The 19,514-nt window shown below is 64.4% G+C and carries 14 protein-coding genes and 1 pseudogene; 11 read left to right on the forward strand and 4 right to left on the reverse strand.

Going from position 1 to position 19,514, the window contains the following annotated elements; all coding sequences use genetic code 11:
- The first annotated feature begins 19 nt into the window (after positions 1 to 19).
- Complete coding sequence (locus BKK81_RS33645) at positions 20 to 580, forward strand: DUF2878 domain-containing protein (RefSeq protein WP_071023256.1); 561 nt, start codon at positions 20 to 22, stop codon at positions 578 to 580.
- On the opposite strand, the gene BKK81_RS33650 is transcribed toward BKK81_RS33645, so the two are convergent.
- Genes BKK81_RS33650 through BKK81_RS33660 form a run of 3 tightly spaced genes read right to left on the reverse strand, consistent with a single transcriptional unit; the run spans position 570 to position 3,666 of the window.
- Positions 570 to 1,667, reverse strand: a complete 1,098-nt coding sequence (locus tag BKK81_RS33650; RefSeq protein WP_071012736.1) for an SAM-dependent methyltransferase — start codon at positions 1,665 to 1,667, stop codon at positions 570 to 572. The two genes, BKK81_RS33645 and BKK81_RS33650, sit on opposite strands and share 11 nt — an antisense overlap.
- The gene (locus BKK81_RS33655; RefSeq protein ID WP_071023259.1) at positions 1,664 to 2,461 is read right to left on the reverse strand and encodes a DUF1295 domain-containing protein; all 798 of its coding nucleotides are present in this window, start codon (positions 2,459 to 2,461) and stop codon (positions 1,664 to 1,666) included. The genes BKK81_RS33650 and BKK81_RS33655 overlap by 4 nt, the downstream gene beginning before the upstream one ends.
- A gap of 2 nt (positions 2,462 to 2,463) precedes the next feature.
- The gene (locus tag BKK81_RS33660; protein ID WP_071023262.1) at positions 2,464 to 3,666 is read right to left on the reverse strand and encodes an SAM-dependent methyltransferase; all 1,203 of its coding nucleotides are present in this window, start codon (positions 3,664 to 3,666) and stop codon (positions 2,464 to 2,466) included.
- A 220-nt stretch (positions 3,667 to 3,886) separates the two neighbouring features.
- Between BKK81_RS33660 and BKK81_RS33665 the strand changes: the two genes are divergently transcribed.
- The 10 genes and pseudogenes from BKK81_RS33665 to lon all read left to right on the forward strand — a co-directional run bounded on the left by BKK81_RS33665 (position 3,887) and on the right by lon (position 16,318).
- Complete coding sequence (locus tag BKK81_RS33665) at positions 3,887 to 4,807, forward strand: alpha/beta hydrolase (RefSeq protein ID WP_071023265.1); 921 nt, start codon at positions 3,887 to 3,889, stop codon at positions 4,805 to 4,807.
- A 131-nt stretch (positions 4,808 to 4,938) separates the two neighbouring features.
- On the forward strand, positions 4,939 to 5,091 hold the full coding sequence (locus BKK81_RS34980) for a DUF2256 domain-containing protein (RefSeq protein ID WP_083384887.1): 153 nt from the start codon (positions 4,939 to 4,941) through the stop codon (positions 5,089 to 5,091).
- Positions 5,092 to 5,122: 31 nt separating this feature from the next.
- Positions 5,123 to 6,652 (forward strand): cryptochrome/photolyase family protein, encoded by a 1,530-nt coding sequence (locus BKK81_RS33670; RefSeq protein WP_071023268.1) that lies wholly within the window; start codon positions 5,123 to 5,125, stop codon positions 6,650 to 6,652.
- On the forward strand, positions 6,649 to 7,572 hold the full coding sequence (gene cho / locus BKK81_RS33675; RefSeq protein ID WP_083384889.1) for an excinuclease Cho: 924 nt from the start codon (positions 6,649 to 6,651) through the stop codon (positions 7,570 to 7,572). Before BKK81_RS33670 ends, cho begins: the two co-directional genes overlap by 4 nt.
- On the forward strand, positions 7,569 to 8,534 hold the full coding sequence (locus tag BKK81_RS33680; protein ID WP_083384891.1) for a TIGR01777 family oxidoreductase: 966 nt from the start codon (positions 7,569 to 7,571) through the stop codon (positions 8,532 to 8,534). Before cho ends, BKK81_RS33680 begins: the two co-directional genes overlap by 4 nt.
- 259 nt (positions 8,535 to 8,793) lie before the next feature.
- The gene (locus tag BKK81_RS34985; protein WP_083384894.1) at positions 8,794 to 9,453 is read left to right on the forward strand and encodes a carbonic anhydrase; all 660 of its coding nucleotides are present in this window, start codon (positions 8,794 to 8,796) and stop codon (positions 9,451 to 9,453) included.
- Positions 9,454 to 10,150: 697 nt separating this feature from the next.
- Positions 10,151 to 10,273: a zinc-binding dehydrogenase gene (locus BKK81_RS34995; RefSeq protein WP_083384899.1), complete on the forward strand. Its 123-nt coding sequence runs from the start codon at positions 10,151 to 10,153 to the stop codon at positions 10,271 to 10,273.
- A 233-nt stretch (positions 10,274 to 10,506) separates the two neighbouring features.
- A pseudogene (locus BKK81_RS33685) lies at positions 10,507 to 11,076 on the forward strand (IS5 family transposase); the annotation flags it as partial.
- Between the two features lie 2,462 nt (positions 11,077 to 13,538).
- A complete protein-coding gene (locus BKK81_RS35000) occupies positions 13,539 to 13,919 on the forward strand; it encodes an Hsp20/alpha crystallin family protein (RefSeq protein ID WP_231908291.1) in 381 nt (126 codons plus the stop codon).
- A gap of 8 nt (positions 13,920 to 13,927) precedes the next feature.
- On the forward strand, positions 13,928 to 16,318 hold the full coding sequence (gene lon, locus BKK81_RS33705) for an endopeptidase La (RefSeq protein ID WP_156811592.1): 2,391 nt from the start codon (positions 13,928 to 13,930) through the stop codon (positions 16,316 to 16,318).
- 126 nt (positions 16,319 to 16,444) lie between these two features.
- On the opposite strand, the gene BKK81_RS33710 is transcribed toward lon, so the two are convergent.
- Positions 16,445 to 19,465: a transglycosylase domain-containing protein gene (locus tag BKK81_RS33710; protein WP_071023454.1), complete on the reverse strand. Its 3,021-nt coding sequence runs from the start codon at positions 19,463 to 19,465 to the stop codon at positions 16,445 to 16,447.
- Between the last annotated feature and the right edge of the window lie 49 nt (positions 19,466 to 19,514).

Here is a 19,514-nt window from a genome sequence, read left to right on the forward strand (position 1 = left end):
GGGCTGACCGGGAATCAGCATGCGTCACACCACCTCTCGCCGGCTTGCTTACGCCCTGCTCGGCCAGGCCGGCTGGTTCGCCGCGGTGCTCGGCGCCGCGCACGGTGCGGCGTGGCTGGGCCCGGCCTTCACGCTCACGGTTCTGGCACTCCACCTGTGGCAGGTGCCTCGGCCGGGCCGCGAGGCGTGCCTGCTCGCCGGCGTAGCGCTGGGCGGCGCATTCTGGGAAACGACTCTCGTCCGTCTGGGGCTCGTCCAATACGCACACGTCATCACGCTGCCGGGCGGCGCGCCGCTCTGGCTGGTCGGCTTGTGGATATTGCTCGCGTTGCAATTGAATGTCCTCTTTTCCTGGCTGCGTGGCCGGCCATGGCTGGCGGCCCTGCTCGGCGCCGTGGCCGGGCCGCTGTCGTTCCGTGCCGGCGTCGCGCTGGGCGCCGCCACGTTTCCCGATCCCGTGCACGCGCTGGCGGTGCTGGCCGCTGGCTGGGCCCTGGCCCTGCCGCTGCTGGTCCATGCGGCTGCCCGCTGCGACGGCACCGGCACACCGGAAGATCAGTGCACCCGCCTCAGCGCTTGACGAAGCGATAGTGGACCACCCCCCACTCGTTGCCGCCGCCATAGCCGAACAACTCGGCCACGGCCATGTAGAACATGCGCCAGCGCTGAAACCAGAGCGGTGCCCCGGCCTCGCCGTAGGCCTGCGCCAGGATTGGCATCAGTTGGCCGCGCGCCGCGTCAAGGCCGGCCAGCCAGTGCCCGGCGGTGCGTGCGTAATGCTCGCCGCTCAGCCACCATTGGCGCTCCACACGCAGGTCGTCCTGAAAATGCAGCAGGAGCGCTTCCGACGGCATGGTACCGCCGGTGAAGAAATGGCGGCTCATCCAGTCCGTCGCGTCGCGTACCTCGAAGTGATAAGCCAGCGTGCGGTGGGCGAACATGTGCACGAACAACATCGCATCCGCCTTCATCCAGCGCGCCACCTTGGCCAGCAGGCTGCCGTAGCTCTTCATGTGCTCGAACATTTCGATCGAGACCACCCGGTCGAAACGCCCGCCCGACGGCATGTCAGGGAAATCAAATTCCACGATGTCGCCGGTATGCACGGTCAGGTTGCCCAAGCCCAGTTCGGCCGCGCGCGCTTCGATCCATTGCCGCTGGCCGTGCGAGTTCGACAGCGCGACAATGGTCGCACGCGGATAGCGCTTGGCCATCCACAGCGACAGCGAACCCCAGCCGCAGCCCAGGTCAAGGATGGTCTGTCGATCTGCCAGCTTGGCGCGCTCCGCATAGCATTGGAACATCGCCTCCTCTGCGACCTGCAAGGACTCGGCTCCAGACGGGTAGAGACAGCAGGAATACTTCAGGTTTGGCCCCAGATGCGCGGCAAAGAAGGCCGGCGGCAACTCGTAGTGCTGCTGGTTGGCCATCTCGGTGGCAATCGCGATCGGACCCTGGCGCAGCTCGTCGAGCAGTCGACGCGTACGATCCGAGCGGAATTCGCCGTCGTCCTGCCCCTCTTCGATCAAGCGCTGCCGCATCAGTTGGCGCATTCCAAAACGGATCAGCCAATCCGGTAACCAGCCCCGCTCGGAGGCCTTGACCAGCCAGTGCTCTCCAGGTTCCGGTGCGACACGGGGGGACAAGGTCGGGGTCAGGATGCTCATGCTTTCCTCTCTTGCGTTGGGTGGCGCGGTGGCCAGGGAACCAGGGCGCTGGTGGTGCGCATGTAGTCGGCATAGCCCGAGCGGGTTGCCAGCAGGTGTGCTTCCAGCAGCGGAATGCCGGACACGTACCAGAGCAGCGCGCCCATCAGCACAGGGGCCAGCGCTGTCAGCCACCCCCACGGCGTGCCCAGCGCGAGCGGCACATAGGCCACCCAGTGCAGGCACTCGAAGAAGTAATTAGGGTGGCGCGACCATTGCCAGAGGCCGACGCGGCAGACTTCTCCACGGTTCTCCGGCTGCGACGCGAAGCGCCGCAACTGGCTATCGGCCACGCTCTCCCCGATGACGGCAATCAGCCATAAAACGATAAACGCCAGCACGGTCGCTGCCCCGGGCGAATGGTCGCGCAAGCACGGAAAAAGGAACGCAACAGATAAGGCCAGGGAGATGATGCCTTGAAGAAGAAACAGCCCCAGCAACTTCGGCTGAACGCTGTCTCCCCAGACCTCGCGCAGCTTGCGGTAGCGCGCGTCCTCCGGTTTGCCGGCATTGCGCCGCCACAAGTGCAAGCCGAGCCTTAAGCCCCACAAACCACCACCAATGGCAACCAGCAACCGGGATAGCGGCGCGCCGCCGGCCAACGCCGCATACAGCGGCGCGAGCGCCCCCAGCGGCAGGGCCCAGAGCGGATCGACCATGCCGGCATTGCCGGTGCGCAATTGCCACAGCCAAGCCCCGAGGAACACCAAGGCAAGCCCTTCGGCTGCCAGCATTAGCAAGTCTGCCGGCGCCATGGTCAGCTGCGCTCCAGCAGGAATTGCGACACCCCGATGCGACCCTCGTCGAAGCCGGCTTCGCAGTAGCACAGGTAGAGACGCCAGATACGCAGGAAGGCCTCGTCGAAGCCCTGCGCCAGCACCTGTTCCTGCGCAGCCTCGAACCCGGCGCGCCAGCGGCGCAGCGTCTCGGCGTAGTCGCGCCCGAAATCGTGGCGCTCGACGACGCGCAGCCCATGCCGCTGCGCGGCGGTGGCGAATCGTTCGCGGCTCGGCAGCATACCGCCCGGGAAGATGAACTGCTGGATGAAGTCAGAACCGGCGCGGTAGCGCTCAAACTGCGCCTCATCGATGGTGATCGACTGCACCATTGCGCGGCCGCCGAGGCGCAGGCAGCGCTGCAGCGTGCCGAAATAGGCCGGCCAATAGGCCTCGCCGACTGCTTCGAACATTTCGATCGAGACGATGGCATCGTACTCGCCCGACACCTCGCGATAGTCGCGCAGCGCCACCTCGGCCCCGGCCCATGACGCCAGGCGCTCGCGCGCGAAGTCGTGCTGCTGCCCGGAGAGCGTGATGCCGAGCACCGAGGCACCTTCATTGGCGGCCAATTCCATGAAGCCCCCCCAGCCGCAACCGATCTCCAGCACATGCATGCCGGCGCGCCCGCCCACCCGTTCCCAGATGCGGCGGTACTTGGCTTGCTGGGCGAGATCGAGGGACAGGCTGAAGTCGCCGTCGAACAGCGCGCTGGAATAGGTCATCCCCGCGTCCAGCCAGAGCCGGTAAAAAGCGTTGCCGAGATCGTAGTGGGCCTGGATATTGCGCCGGCTGCCGGCCCGGCTGTTGCGTCGCAGCAGGTGACGCAGGCGCAGCCACAGTCGCGCCAGCCCGCTGCCGAAGATGGCCGGATCCAGGGCGGCACGGTTGACCAGGGCCAGCCGCAGCAGGCTGGTCAGGTCGTGGCAGTCGACCCAACGCTCCCGCAGCGCCTCGGCGAACCCCACATCGCCACTGGCGAGAATACGCGCGCAGGCACGCCAGTCGTGGATATGCAGTTCGGCACTTGGCAAGGCCCCAGGCTCACCGAGACGAATACTCTCGCCATGAGGGGTCACCAGCACAAGGCTGCCAGCGACGATGCGTCGCAGTAGGTTCAGCAGCAACCGTCCAGCCGAGGGCACTTGACGGAGATCCAAGGGAAGCGGGGTGGCCAGTGTCATAGCTACAGGAAGGTGACGATTTCGGTTACTCGCTTGCGACTCGCATGGATTTCTGTGCACTTCTGCCATCGTGATCGACCTGCAAAGCGCGTGGTCGTGGCACTTGAGCCCCAATGACCGGTTGCCTGAATACTATCTCGGAAGTAAAGTTACTACACAGTAGCAATATTTACCAGATAGTTTTCACCCACCCAAAGCAGATCGTCCGAGGAGAAGCACGATGCGCTGGTCCACGCTTGGAGCCCTGATCGGAGCACTGCCAGGGCTGCTGCTCGGAGGTTGCAGCGCCGTCGGCGTAGTCAACGCCTTGGCGCCTCGCGATACCTGGCACATGCTCTCGGACCAGGATTACGGCACCAAGGACCAGCGCCTCGACGTCTATCTGCCGACAACAGCCTGTACGAAACCTCGAGCGATAGTGGTCTTCTTCTATGGCGGCAGTTGGAAGTCCGGCAGCCGCTCCGACTACCTGTTCGTCGGCGAAGCGCTGGCCTCGCGCGGCTACGTTGTCGTGATTCCCGACTACCGGACCTATCCACAGGTACGCTTTCCGGAGTTTGCCGACGATGCAGCCGAGGCAGTCCACTGGGCACGCCATCACGCAGCTGGGCTCGGTGCCGATCCCGGGGCGCTCTACCTCATGGGACATTCCGCCGGGGCGCAGATCGCTGCCCTGCTGGCCACCGACGCACGCTACCTCGCTCGCCAAGGCATGGCCAAAACGGCACTGGCAGGAGTCGTCGGCCTGTCAGGCCCCTATGATTTCCTGCCCCTGGTCGATCCCGTGCTGAAAGAAGTCTTTCCCGAGCCGCTGAGGGAAGCCAGCCAGCCAATTCATCTCGTGCAAGGTGATGAACCACCGATGCTGCTCCTTTCAGGCCAGCGCGACGCGCTGGTCGATCCGGGCAACACGAGTCGCTTCGCGGCCGTGCTGCGAGCGCGTGGCGACACCGTACAGGTGCGCTACTACGAGCGCCCCAGCCACGCTATGATGGTCGGAGCGCTTGCAGCACCATTGCGCCGATTGGCACCAGTGCTCGATGACGTGGACGCCTTTATGCGCCGAACCTCGCAAGAGCGACGCTCGTCGTCAAGGCTCATGAGCGCCGACGTGCGCCCGATGCTTCAGCCCACATGCTGAACGCGAACCACCTGCCAAGCGGCCGCATTGCAGCGTGTGCGCCACAACGCTCGTTCATGCTCCCGCTTCGCACTCACGGATCGCACCGCGCTGCCAGGGTACCGTCGAGCCTACCTTCCATTGCCATTCTCATGCCAGCTCGCGCGCCGTTGCCGACCAAACTCTGCACGTATTGCGGGCGCCCCTTTACTTGGCGACGCAAATGGCGCCGAGACTGGGACGTCGTAAGGTACTGTAGCGAACGCTGCCGCCGAAGCTCGCGACTGGGTCGCGCCGGGCAATGAGGCCGACCACGTCCGCACGGAGGCCCTGACCATGACCACGTTACGACTAGTTCTCGGCGACCAACTCAATTCCCGCCACAGTTGGTTCGCCCAGGTCGACCCGGAAGTCGTCTACGTGCTGATGGAGATTCGGCAGGAGACCGATTACGTGTTGCACCATGCCCAGAAGATACTGGCCATCTTCGCCGCGATGCGGCGCTTCGCCAGGGCATTGCGCGCCGCGGGGCACCGCGTACACTACCTCGCCATCGACGCACCCGCCAACCACCAGCATCTCTGCACCAACCTGGACGCACTGATTGCCCGGTACGCGGTGCGACGCTTCGAATACCAGGCACCTGACGAATGGCGGCTGGACCAGATGCTGGAGCATTACGCGTGTAAGCTGTCGATCTCCGCCCAGATGGTAGACAGCGAACACTTCCTCAGCGGGCGGCGCGAGGCGCTGTCATGGTTCGGCAGCCGGGAGCGCTGGCTGATGGAACGCTTCTACCGCCACATGCGTCTGCGCCATGCGGTATTGCTCGACGGCAGCGGTGAGCCCGCGGGCGGGCGCTGGAACTTCGATGCGGACAACAGGAACCCCTGGCGCGGCACGCCGCCGCTGCCGGCCGACATCCGCACGCACCACGATCATGCCGCCTTATGGAAAGCTATCACCGCGGCCGGTGTGAACAGCTTCGGCGCACCGCAGGCGCATTCGCTTCCGTGGCCGCAGGACCGAGCCGAGGCGCTGCAGCAGCTCGAAGCTTTTGTCGCCAACGCACTGCCGCAATTCGGCCCCTATCAGGACGCGATGCACAGCGAAGCGCCGCGGCTCTTCCATGGGCTGCTGTCGTTTGCCCTCAATACCAAGATGCTGGCACCGCGCGAGGTCATCGCGCGCGTCGAGCAAGCCTGGCGAGCGGGTGCCGTGCCGCTGGCCAGCGCGGAGGGATTCATTCGCCAGGTGCTGGGCTGGCGTGAATACGTACGCAACGTCTACTGGTCGCGCATGCCCGAGTACGGAAAACTCAATGCGCTGGATCATCGACGCCCACTACCTTCCTGGTTCTGGAACGGGCGCACGCATATGCGCTGCCTGGCTCTGGCTATCGGGCAATCGCTAAGCGACGCCTACGCCCACCACATCCAGCGCCTTATGGTGATCGGCAACTTCGCCTTGCTGGCAGGACTAGACCCGCAAGCGGTGCATCGCTGGTACCTGGGCGTCTACATCGATGCGTTCGAATGGGTCGAGCTGCCAAATACGCTGGGTATGAGCCAGTACGCCGATGGCGGACAGATCACCACTAAGCCGTATATTTCTGGCGCCGCCTACATCGACCGCATGGGCGATTATTGCAAGGGCTGCCAATACGACAAGCGCGCCCGCACCGGCGCCAATGCCTGCCCCTACAACGCACTCTACTGGCAATTCCTCGATCGCCATCGCGGGCGTCTCGGCACGCTGCCGCGCCTGGCCGTGGCCTACCGCCAGTGGGACCGCTTCAGCACGGAAGCACGCGCCGAGGTGCGGGAGCACGCTGAACTCACGCTACAGCAACTCGATTCGCTATGAAGCGAGCGCATCCTCCCCGTAAGCCTGACAGCAGGATCCGTCGCCAATCCGCCCCGATTCCCAGCATTGTCGGGCCCGAGGACGACGCGTTGCCGAGCGCCGCCCCGCTGCCGTCGGTCCTGGAGCCGCTACGCGAGGCAGCCCGCGCGCTGCCCCGTGCCGCGGGCGTCTACCTGTTCCATGGCGAGCGAGGCGGACTGCCGCTTTATATCGGCAAGAGCGTTGATCTGCGCGCACGCGTGCTGTCGCATCTGCGCAATGCCCGGGAAACGCGCATGCTGCGGCAACTGCGGCGTATCGACCATGAGCGCACCGGCGGCGAGATCGGCGCGCTCCTACTGGAAGCGCGCCTCATCAAGGAGCAGTTGCCGCTATTCAACCAGCGTCTGCGCCGCCAGCAGCAGCTTTGTTCGCTGCGCCTCGTCGATGGCGTGCCTGAGGTGGTTTACGCGAGCCGCATCGACTTCGCCTGCGAACCCGATCTGTATGGCCTCTTCGCCGGCCGCCACGCGGCACTGGATCACCTGCGGGAGCTTGCAGACGCCCAGCGCTTGTGCCTCCATCTTCTGGGCCTGGAGCCGCCCGTCGCACGCGGTCGCTGCTTTCGAGCCATGCTGGGCCGCTGCGCCGGCGCCTGTGCGGGCGCCGAAACCGAAACCATGCACCGAAGCCGCCTCGTGGCTTCGCTGCAATCTCTGCGGGTGGCCTGCTGGCCCTTTGACGGCGCGATTGGGCTGCGCGAGGACGATGGCGAAGTCGCCCGCATCCACGTGGTGCGCAACTGGTGCTATCTGGGCAGTGCTCCCGATCTCGCCAACGCACGCACGCTGCGCCGGGTCGCCCCCGCATTTGACGCTGACGCTTATCGCGTGTTGTGCAAGTCGATCCTCCTGGGTAACCACGACCTGATCAAACTATGATCGCTCTTTCGATTCCCCCAAGTTCGCGGGCTGCATGCGATGCGGGAACCGCTGCGCAGCGCTTCCTCGTCACCGGCGGCAGCGGCTTTATCGGGCGCGCACTGGTATCCCGCCTGCTGATGGGAGGCCACGCCGTCACCGTGTTGTCGCGTCAACCTGCCGGCGCGGCGCGGCGATTGCCTGCGGGCGCGCGTCTTACGGCCAGCCTGCAGGCGCTGCCGGCGGACGCTGCCTTCGACGTGGTGATCAACCTGGCCGGAGCCCCCATCCTGGGCCCGCGCTGGACGGCGGGCCGCAAGCGCGTGCTGGAAGACAGCCGCATCGGCCTGACACAGCAACTGGTGGCCTGGCTGGCGACACGGCAGCAGCGCCCTCGGCTGATGGTGAGTGCTTCGGCAATCGGCTACTATGGCGCCGCCGCGCCGGGTCGTCTCGACGAGGCCAGCGCGCCGGGCAGCGACTACGCTGCCCGGCTGTGCCAGCAGTGGGAAGTAGCAGCGCGTGCGGCCTGCGCGCTGGGCGTCGACACGGTCTGCGTGAGACTTGGCATTGTTCTGGGCCACGGCGGCGCATTGCCGGCCATGCGTCGGGCCCTCCAGGCAGGACTGGGAGCGGTGATCGGGAACGGGACACAGACGCAGAGTTGGGTGCACATCGCCGACGTGCTCGGTGCACTCGAGTGGATCGCGTGCCGCCATGGTGGTTTGGGCGGCGAGGCATCGGTCTATAACCTGACCGCACCCGGCGCCTGCAGCCAGGCCGAGTTCGTGCGGACGGCAGCATGCGTGCTGCGACGGCCGGTCCTCCTACGCTTGCCCGCCGCGTTGTTCCGCCTGGCGCTTGGCGAACAGTCGGCCTTGTTGCTAGGCAGCACGGAGGTCATCCCGACACTCCTGTTGCAGGACGGCTACCAGTTCCGATTTTGCGAATTGCGAAACGCGCTTACATCGCTTTGGCAATAGAAAGACACCCCCTTTCGCCTTGCCCTACCTCGACATCTCATTCGAGCAGAACAATGACCAGCTGTTTCTTAGCAGGCTGGAATGTCGGTCAGCATGCGAGGATTAAGCGCAAGATTTGCGGTATCTCGAACGGTCGCCAGACAGAGGATCGCAGCGCTAGCGGACAGCGCTGTTCACATCAGCGATAATTGCAAATCTAGGGGTATGACGCCGACTCGAACGTTATGTCTCTACTGTGTATCTGCATTTGGAGGGCGCCATGCGCGACATCATCGACGGCTTCCTGCGCTTTCAGCGCGACGTCTATCCCAAGCGAGTAGAACTTTTCAAACAGCTTGCGACCGCACAAAGTCCGAAGGCACTATTCGTTACTTGCTCGGACAGCCGCGTCGTGCCCGAACTACTCACGCAGCGTGAGCCAGGAGAACTGTTCGTCATACGCAATGCTGGCAACATCGTACCGTCCTACGGCCCTGAACCTGGCGGCGTTTCGGCGACGGTTGAGTATGCCGTCGCTGTCCTAGGAGTACAGGACATTGTGATTTGTGGGCACTCCGACTGTGGCGCGATGGGAGCGATTTCGCGCTGCACTTGCCTTGATCACCTGCCAGCGGTGGCAAGTTGGTTGCGTCATGCTGACGCCGCGAAAGCGATTAATGCAGCCCATCAATTTGATAGCCCTCGCGCAAAGCTCGACGGTCTCGTGAAAGAAAACGTGATAGCGCAACTAGCCAATCTGCGCACTCACCCGTCTGTGGCACTCGCGCTCGAACAAGGGCGCATGAATTTGCATGGTTGGGTCTACGACATCGAGACGGGTAGCATCGCCGCCCTCGATGGCGCGACGCGACAATTTACGCCGCTTGCGGAGTCTCCGAGCACAGTTGCTGTGGCCTCGCGTAACGGCGCAGAGATGTGATCGAGCTTGGCGGAGAACGCGTGTACTGAGTTACAGGGGCAACGCCAATGAGTGCGTTCGACAACCCAGCGGGCCTTGCCAAGTCCACTGCCGTGGGGCTGGCCACGCCGGGCGTAGACCGTATTAAATCTGTCACCGTTGCTACGGTAAATGTGTCAACACCCCGGGCGAGACGGGTCCAGTTCCCGCCAGCCCTTGCCAGACAAGCGTTCGCGAGCTGCGTAGTAAATTTGTCACCAGCAAGTGCTGCAGGTGGACAAGGTTCTTGCCGGCCCACGACGGAAGGTGGCGATCGGCCAGAAGCGGCCCTTAATGTCGTTGCCTGAATCCGTCACGCGGGCTGGCAGCTTACGTCAAGCACTCGGGTGGAGACGTAGGTACGGGCCCCGTCTGGCCATTCCACGCGCACCTCGGTTGGGCTCACAAGACGGGTAACGGTCAGGCGCTTGCCGCGAAATACCCAACTGGTGCCGGGCTTGTACAGGCTCGCCCAGCATGCCGCGCGGCGTTGTCTGTTGTTCATGGTTGGAGGTCCGGCCCGCCATTGCGGCCGTTTGTCGCTTTCGTCAGGTGGGTAACGCGTCGGTGCGCGCTCGACGCTGGGGCGGCACTATGATGCAAGCCAAGCTTACACGTCCCCGCCCGGGGACCGTTCAGTGACGGCTGTGCTCGCGCCGACATCGAAAGCTTGCTCGATATGGTGGCGCGCGGCGCGTTCCGCCCGGTGGTCGGCCGCGTCCTCCCGCTTAGCGAGGCCGGCCAGGCGATGGCGCACCTCGGAGGGCGCAAGACCTTCGGCAAGGTGGTGGTCAAGCCATGACGGCGCCCACATCCGGCGGTTGTAGAGCGCATTAAATCTGTCACCGTTGCGGCAGCAAACGAGTGGCGTTGTCGCATCACCTGCCGGCCGCACGGGGCGCGCATGCTGTAGGCGGTGCGGCTCATTTCTGTCTTGTCACGCGCGGCATGCCGCGCCGTGACTTGCTGTGCGACCAGCAATTGTCTACCTGGGCAGGCGCGATGGGTAACCGTCGGGTCTGAAGCTCCAGGGACACCGGTCTGAAGGTGTTCGGTGAAGGCGAGTGGAAGGTGCGCAAGCACGGTTATTCCAAGCGTCGCACTTGGCGCAAGGTCCATCTGGCGATGGACGCCAAGACCGGCCAGATATGTGCCGCCCTGATGACCCATCAGGATGTCGGGGATGCCGATGTCCTGCCTGACTTGCTCGATCAGTTGCCGCCTGAGACGCCTGTGGACATTGTCGGCGGTGATGGCGCGTACGACAGCAAATCGTGCCACGCGGCGATTGCTGCCAGAGGTGCGCAGCCGTCGATTCCTCCGCGCGAGGGTGCGATGCCCTGGCCGGATGCCACGCCCGGCGCGGCGTGGCGCAATGTAGCCATCGACGTCATCGCAAAGAGCAGCAGGCGTGAATGGAAGAAGGCCAGCGGTTATCACCGCCGCTCGCTGGTCGAGAACCTGATGTATCGGCTCAAGACGCTCACTGGCCATTCGCTGTGGGCGCGCGAGGTCAGTTCCCAGGCGACCGAGGTAGCAATCCGTGTGGGCGTGCTCAACCGCATGTCTGAGCTCGCTCGCCCGCAGTCCGTCCGCGTGGCCTGAACTCCAACCCAAGGGGGTAGCTCCGCCTTCAAATTTGACTTATGCAACAACGCCGATCGACACTGCCAAGAAGAAGTGCTGCGCTTCCTCTATCCCAGGGCTCTCCTTCCAGACCGCAACCGCGGAGGCACTCGCCCCTGAAGTAGGGCCGTTCGACGCGATCCTGAGCTTCAACTATCGACTTCGGTGACGCCGACGCAGTAGCAGACCACCGAGTTTGCGGCGGAGCCCGGCCCATGTCAAAGGATGCCCTGCTAGCGAGCGAGACGGACCACGCCACAGTCCGTGAGCAGTGGCTAGTTGCGGGGCAAGGGCATGAAATGAAAACCGCTCAAGGCAACGCTCCGGGGGTTTCAATTCATGTCCATACAAGGGAGGCACGCCAGTGGCCAAGTGTGTCCGAAGAGACCATATTTCGGACAGGATGGGCGGATTGCTGGCCGCATTCAATTTCGGTAGGCTGCTGGTAGTCGGGAGTTTGGTAAATTGGAGCCGGGCGTGAACGAACCTCTAACTGTAGCTGCGGTTACTAAATCGAGGGCACACTGTATTCAATGCAAGAACCAGATCCGGGCATTGATTCGAGCGATCCGCATAGATCGATATCGTGGAGCTAACACAGCTAGCGCCGAGCGTCTCCTCAGACTGTATCTCCGGTCCCTCACTGTCCTTAGACACGCTCGCGACCTCCACGCCCGCTCGAGTCAGGAAATGATCACGTTTAGTCAGGCTAGTCGTTTGCAACCCACGGTGTTCAAAGGGGTTGCGGCCGCAGAAGATCTGCACCCATGTTCCATCCACGCTAACGCTCGTCGCCATGCCGTGATCGGGTCTGCGCCTCAATTGGTGGACCCTCAGTTCCCAATCTGTAGCGGGGATAAGCTGAAGTCCTCGTAGTCGAGTACTTGGCCGACAGCAGATCGACGCGATCCTTGCGACTGGCGCCCTCAACGGCAATCTGCGGACGTCGGCGACTACTACAAGCGGTAGCTGGGGGAGTCGAACTTTTCGTGGGTCAGGGGTTTCCCTGCGAGCCCTTGTGCCATAAGGCTTGCCAGGAGACTCGGACGATTGTCCGCACCCGCTGCGACCCAGGCAGCGTAGGATACCCACTCGAGGCTCCATGATGAAGATCGGCATCCTGTGCTCCTTGAGCGGGTGACCCACCGCCTCCGTTCAGTCAAGCGACAGCCACCAAGCTTCCCTTGTTGCAGCGCAACATGCGGGCCTACTCAGTTAGGCATGTCACCTGCCGCAGTGGCAGCCTGTGCCCGTCCTCATGTGGTGCGCCTCTTGCCGCATCGTGCTGCGCACCGTACGTCTCGACATCGAGAGCAACGCATTCCTTGTTCCTGATCAAGCCGGGTGGGGCGCACGTCTCCTAAGTTGCCATCTATGGCGCGGTCGGCTTTGCCCGCGCAAAAGGCGCAAGCAGCCAGAGGCTGTTCGAGCAAGGGCACTTGAGGACCTGCATAGCCATGAAGAAATCATCGCCGGCGATCATTGGCCTCGGGCATCGGAGGGGCAGTTGTGCCCATGCCAACTGCGAGGACGGTCTGACCATGACCGAGGCGGTCAGCCGCCGCACTGAGCCTCGGGTCTGGCTCGACGCCACGGTCGTGGGGCATATCAGCAAACTCGCTGGCGTCGATGCGGTACTGCCTTGCGTTCCGCCTGACGTCGTGAACAGGATCGCACAGGATCTCCCGCAGCGACGGCTCCGGCTGGTGGAATGCGCCCGCTTGCATGGCGAGGTGTTCCTCCGTCACGATGCAGCCCTGCACAAGGCCACACTTCATCACGCGTCGGTAGCCATCGTCGGGGGCGGGTTGCGATCAAGGCATTTTGTCCCTATTTTGCAGCGAGTTTGCCCTGGCGATTCCTCATGGCTAAATGAAGAGAAATCTGCATGCCGCAGCAGGCCTCGACCATATGCTTGTCGCCGAGGCAGTGAAGGTCATATGGAAGGTCCCCGCCATGGAGCAAGGAGTGCAGGACGGGACCAGCCAGCGCTTTGTGTGCGCCGAACTCGATCCTCAGGCCGACCACTCCGAGGTCGAGAACGCGATTACCAGGATCACTGCTATCTGGACGCCGAGGCATTCGTGTTTCCGGTGGACAGTGTATTGCTGCTAGAGGAAACGAATCGAGGCAATCTGCTAGAGGGGCACGCGGTAGCGAGCGATCGCAGTCATGCTTCACAACTACTTGGCGCGCGCAGTAACGGAGCCGTGCCGGCGGCGCGCGTCATGCTAGCCACCGTGCGCGCCTTGACTTTCGTGAAGTCTGGGATCTACTCGCTCATCGATGTACCGCCCTGCTTTTGGGACGAACGGGAGACGGCCGGCGAGAGCGGATGGGGCTGACTTCGGCCGTGCCACGCAGAGAACCATCAACAGACGGGAGGCTAAGTCATGCCAGTCAATAGGCCCGCCATCCTATGGGAACTAGCGCTCACGGCAATGGAACGTGCCGGCAAGCTCCAGAGCCAGTTCTTCCGGTTTGCCGGCCAGCCGGCCGGCGACCCTATCTGGGAGCCGCCCGTGGAACTCGTCGAGCACGACGGACGGCTCCTGCTCCTGGTGGCTTTGCCCGGAGTCCGTCCTGCCGCGATCGACTTGAGACTCGAGGGGAATATCCTTGCCATCCTGGCCGAGCGCCCGCTGCCCCATGCTTTCAGCGGAGGCAAGGTCCACCGCCTGGAGATCCCCTATGGCAGATTCGAGCGGCGCCTCCAGCTTCCGCCAGGGCCGTACCAACTCGTCCAGCGCCATGCCGAGGACGGCTGTCTGCTGTTGGTGCTCCAGCGCCTGGATCATGAGGTCGGATGCAAAGCGCAGTGAGGAAAACCATGGACAATGACATCAACAGCGCTGCCCCGGCCGCTTCCCAAGTGAATCAACCGTCCCAGGTTGGGCCTGGGCTGCCGCCCGATTGCATCATCGTACTGCCCGTTCGCAATACCATCCTCTTTCCGGGCACGGTCGTCCCACTCGCAGTCGGACGCGAGCGCAGCAAGGCCGATGTGCAGGCGGCTGTCCTGGAACGGCTGCCACTCGGAATCGTGCTGCAGCGTGATTCTCAGGTTGCGGATCCTTCCGTCGAGGGGCTCTACCCTGTCGGAACGCTGGCCAACGTGCTGCGCTACGTAACCAATCCCGAGGACGGTTCGCATCACCTGGTTTGCCAAGGCGGCCAGCGCTTCCGGCTGCTAGAGCCACTGGCCGGACATCCGTTGCGCGTATTCAAAGTCGAGTTCCTTTCGGACCGAAATCGATCTGATGCGGGCACAGACGCGCGCGCGCTCGTTTTGTTGGAGCGGGCGATGGAGATGATCGGCTTGCTCGCTAATGCCCCTGCCGAACTGGCAAATGCCCTGCAGGCCATCGAATCGCCAAGCCTGCTGGCCGATACGGTGGCTGGCCTGGTCGACATCCCGCTGGAACGTAAGCAGGAGATTCTTGAGACACTCGATGTCGGAAAGCGCCTCGACAAAGTGCTGGACGCCGTGGTTGGCCGCATCGAAGTCCTGCGCTTGTCGCGCGAGATCGGCGAACAGACCCGCCACCGCATCGACCAGCGCCAGCGCGAAATGCTCCTCAGGGAGCAACTTCGAACCATCCAGCATGAACTCGGCGAAGGCGACGAAAGCCAGGAGGAAGTGCGCAGACTGGGCGAAACCATCGATCGCAGCGAGATGCCACCCGACATAGCGACTCACGCGCGCAAGGAACTCGCCCGCCTCGCGCGGATGCCCGAAGCATCCACTGAGTACTCGATGACCATGAGCCACCTGGAATGGCTCGCAGAGTTGCCTTGGGGCTTGCCGCCAGTGCAGCCCATCGACATCGCGGTGGCGCGCCAGATTCTCGACGATGAGCATTTCGGACTTGAGAAAGTCAAGCGGCGCATCCTCGAATACCTCGCAGTACGCAAGCTCAATCCACTAGGGAAAGGGCCGATCCTTTGCTTCCTCGGTCCTCCTGGAGTCGGCAAGACGTCCCTTGGCCTGAGTATCGCGCGTGCGATGGGGCGCCCCTTTGTGCGGGTGAGCCTGGGCGGTCTGCATGACGAGTCCGAGATCCGCGGCCATAGGCGTACCTATGTCGGTTCAATGCCGGGAAATATCATCCAGGCCATTCGCCGAGCCGGCAGACGCGATTGCGTGATGCTGCTTGACGAGCTCGACAAGCTCGGGCACGGGATGCACGGCGATCCCGCCGCCGCTATGCTGGAGGTGTTGGATCCCGAACAGAACTCAGGCTTTCGCGACAACTTTCTTGGCGTGCCGTTCGACCTATCTGCGGTGGTCTTCATCGGTACCGCCAATCAGATCGAAGGCGTGCCAGCCCCACTGCGCGACCGCATGGAGGTACTGGAGCTACCCGGATACACCGATGTCGAGAAGCAGCAGATCGCCGAACGCTACCTTATACCGCGGCAGCTTTCCGCGTGCGGCCTGATGGCCACCCAATGTGAGTTGGACGACGCAGCGCTGCGGGACATCATCCGCCACTACACTCGCGAGGCCGGCGTACGCGGCCTTGAGCGGCAGATCGGCGCGGTGATGCGGCACGTAGCCGCCCGTATTGCGGAAGGTGCAGCGCTCCGAGTGTCGATCGACGCCGCGGCACTGCCAGGCATCCTGGGACACCGCCGCTTCGAGAGTGAAGTGGCAATGCGCGCCAGTCTGCCTGGCGTCGCCACCGGGATGGCATGGACGGCCGCCGGAGGCGATCTCCTGTTTATCGAGACTAGTCTTACGCCAGGATCAGGCAGGCTGATGCTGACCGGTCAACTTGGCGAGGTCATGAAGGAAAGTGCCCAGGCGGCACTGACATTGGTCAAATCTCGCAGCGCGAGCTTGCATATCGACAACACGGTGTTCGACCAGAACGATATTCACGTCCACGTACCGGCCGGTGCAGTGCCTAAGGATGGCCCGAGCGCAGGTGTGGCTATGTTTATTGCAATCGCCTCCCTGCTGCTAGCCCGACCGATACGCCACGATGTGGCAATGACAGGCGAAATCAGCCTGCGTGGCGTGGTGTTACCGGTGGGAGGCATCAAGGAGAAGGTGCTTGCGGCGCTGCGCGGTGGCATTAAGACAATTCTTCTGCCTGCACGCAACGCCCCGGACATCGAAGAGATTCCTTTGGACGCCCGAGGTTGCCTGCGTTTTGCGTTGCTAGAGACAGTCGATGACGCCTTGCTGGAAGCTCTCGAAGTGCCTCGCGAATAAGGTGGTCGCTTTGGCGCATCCGATCTCCGATGAGGGGCGGCTTCGGAAGCGAAGTCCGACACATTTATGAATCGGCGGATTCAACCTGCCGTCGCAACACCTTTGATCAAGCTTCGAAGGCCCTCCTCACTCGCGCGGACACCGCAGCAATGCGCGCTCCGTGCCCGTGCTGCCCGCCATTGCCGTGAGCTGCGGCGCAAGCGAGCGCAGCAGGTGCACGGCGAGGGCGCTGGTGAAGTTGTAGTGCGATGCGTCCTGTCCCTTGACGAACAGCGTGACGGTGCCGAAGTAGCGCTCGCCGAGCACGAAGACGAAGGTCGCCGACCGGCTCACCGCATACGAGGCCACCACCCGCCCGCCAGGGCCGCCGACCTGGTAGCGCTGGTCGCCGGTGCCGGTCTTGCCGCCCACCGCCAGCTGCGCGGACGGCGGCTGGCCGGCCACGGTGAAGGCATCCCGGATGGAGCTGGCGGTGCCGCCCTGCACCACCTCGGTCATCGAGCGGCGCACCAGCGCTGCCACCTCGGGCGGCAGCAGGCGTTGAGGTGTGGGCGCCTGCAGCGCGAACTGCGTGGCGTAGGGGGTCCCCTCGGCAAAATCCAGCCGAGTCAGCGCCGCGGTGCGCACCGCCAGCCCGCCGCCGAGCAGGATGCCGGCCAGTTCCGCCAGCGCGGCCGGGCGGTCGCCCGAGGCGCCGATGGCGGTGGCATAGGACGGCGTCAGCGCATCGAAGGGATAGCCCAGGCGGTGCCAGCGCTGCGCGATGCGCGCGAAGGCATCCTGTTCCAGCAGCGTGCGGATGCGATTGTCCTGGCCGAACTTGCTGTGCGTGCGGAACAGCCAGCGGTAGACCTCCTGGCGCTGCGCGCGGCTGTCGCGTAATACCTGTTCCAGCGTGGCGTCCGGATGCCCGGCCAGGTACTCGACCAGCCACAGTTCCAGAGGATGGATGCGCGACAGGTAGCCGCGGTCATTGAGGTTGAACTTGTCGTGGCCGTATTTCTGGTACAGCTTGTCGATGTCTTCGTCGGAAAGCTTCAGCGCCGGCAGGCGCGCGCGCAGGACGCGGGCAAAACCGGCCTCGTCGAGCGACGGCTCGACGCTGAGCAGGGCTACGGCCAGGTGCACCGCACCGAGATGCGATGGCGGCGTGCGCACGCGATCCAGCAGCGCGCTGATGCGGTGCGGCTGGTCCAGGTGACGGTAGCGCCGGTAGAAGCCCGCCATATAGGCACTGCCTTCGATATCGGCGAAGCGCTCGAGGTAGCCGCGCCGCTCCGGCGCGGCACGGTCTTCCATCAGGCGGTCGACATCGGGATGGGCCTGCGCCACTTCGTAGCGCACGATATCGCGCATCAAGCGGATGAAGACGAGGTTGACCGAATGCTGGAAACCCTGGCGCACGGTCATGATGCGCTCGCCTTCCCAGCGCTCGAAATTGGAGAAGCTCTGCATGCCGCCGCCGGTAAAGAACGCCTCACCCGGATTGCCCGAATACTTGCGCTCGAGCGCGGCTTCCAGCATCGGTTCGAGCGCGCGCTCATCGACCTCGCGCGTCTTCAGCATGTAGTCGACCGCCCAGCGGCTCAGCACGTCGTTGCGCGCCAGCCTGGCCGCCTGCAGTTCGGCGCGGCTCATGTCGGCATAGCGCGCCTGCAGTTCGGTGACGATCTCCAGGTAGGTGACCAGCGTGCGCAGCTTGGCGGTGGAGCCGAGGTTGAGCCGCGCACCGCTGTTGAGGTCGAACGGCTGGTCGACGTTGTCGGCCTGCACGCGCAGCAGGCTGGCGTTGCCAACCCGCTCGTACAGCGTGAAGCTCGCCACCAGCTTGCCCGGATCGTCGCCGGGACGCAGCATGTTGTAGCCGTACAGCCCCATCTCGCGCGCGCCGGCGGGATCGTGCAGGCGCTGCAGCACCGCGCTGATGTCGCGCTGCGCCTCGCGGTTGACGCTGCTGGTGGCGCGCAGGTCGAGCCGGTCGAGTTCATAGCGGCTCGGTATCCCGGTCAGGTGCGAGAGGTCGGCGCGCAACTGGTTCTCCGCCTTGCGTGTGACATAGGGCGGCTGCGGCGGCCGCGGCGGCGGTGCCGCCTTGTCCAGGGGCTGGGCCAGCGCGGCGTCGCGCAGCGCGGGCGTGATGCTGCCGTTGGCGGCCAGCAGGCGCAGATAGCTGCCGGTCAGCGCATCCAGGTTGGTGTCGTCGCGGCGCAGATGGAAGGTGGGACGGCGCTGCGCGATGATCAGCGACAGCGCGCGCTTGAACACCTGCGCCTCGCGCGGCGTGGGATGGACCGGGTCCATGCCGGTCAGCAGGCGGTTCGCCTCGGCGAAATCCTCGCCGTACCAGACCCACAGGCCGTCACCGATGCCGTTGACCTCGCCGAAGCCGGCCCGCGCCGCCAGCGGCACCGTGTTCAGGTAGTCCACCACCACGCGCTCGCGCGCGGCCTGCGTGTCGGGGCCTTCCAGGTAGGCGCGCAGCGAGGCGGACGCCATCTGCCGGAACTTCTCCCTGACAGAGACCGTGCGGCCCTCTGGCGAGTGCCGGTATTTCTCGATCTGCGTAGCCAGCGTGCTGCCGCCGGGCGAGTCATGGTGGCGCAGTGCCAGGCGCAGGCCCTGGTCGGCGATCGCATGCGAGAAGCGTACCCAGTCCAGCGCCGGATTGCGCTCCGGGAATTCGGGATTGAGCAGGCCCTGGTTCTCGACGAACAGCAGGGCGTTGACCATCACCGTCGGCACGGCTGCGAAGCCGGCGTACTGGCGTTGCGGATAGTGCTGCGCGGCCAAGGTCAGGCCATTGCAGTCCAGCAGGGACAGCCCGGCCTGGTCCTTCTCGGGGTAGGGCGCGAACAGGCCGTAGTCGATGGCCCGCAGCATGTCGTCCGACATGCGCGCCTGCGCCACCGGCGCGTAGCCACGGGCCGCCAGGCGCTTGCTGATGCCGGGCAGCAGCGCGTAGCCCAGGCGGGTGTCATAAGGCGAGGGGTCGGGAAAGCGGATGCTGTCACTGGCCCCCGGCTGCACCTCGAAGCGGATGTCGCGCCCCAGGCGGGACAGGTAGCGGGCCTGCAGGCGCGAGGTGCGCAATTCGTCGGCGATGCCGTGGCCGATGACGTAGACGCCACCCAGGGTGGTGGCCAGCACCACCAGGCGCAGCCAGCCCCGCCGTGGCGGGCGGCGAGCGGCCTCGCGC

This window comes from Cupriavidus sp. USMAHM13 (genome assembly GCF_001854285.1).
Classification (GTDB): Bacteria; Pseudomonadota; Gammaproteobacteria; order Burkholderiales; family Burkholderiaceae; genus Cupriavidus; species Cupriavidus malaysiensis.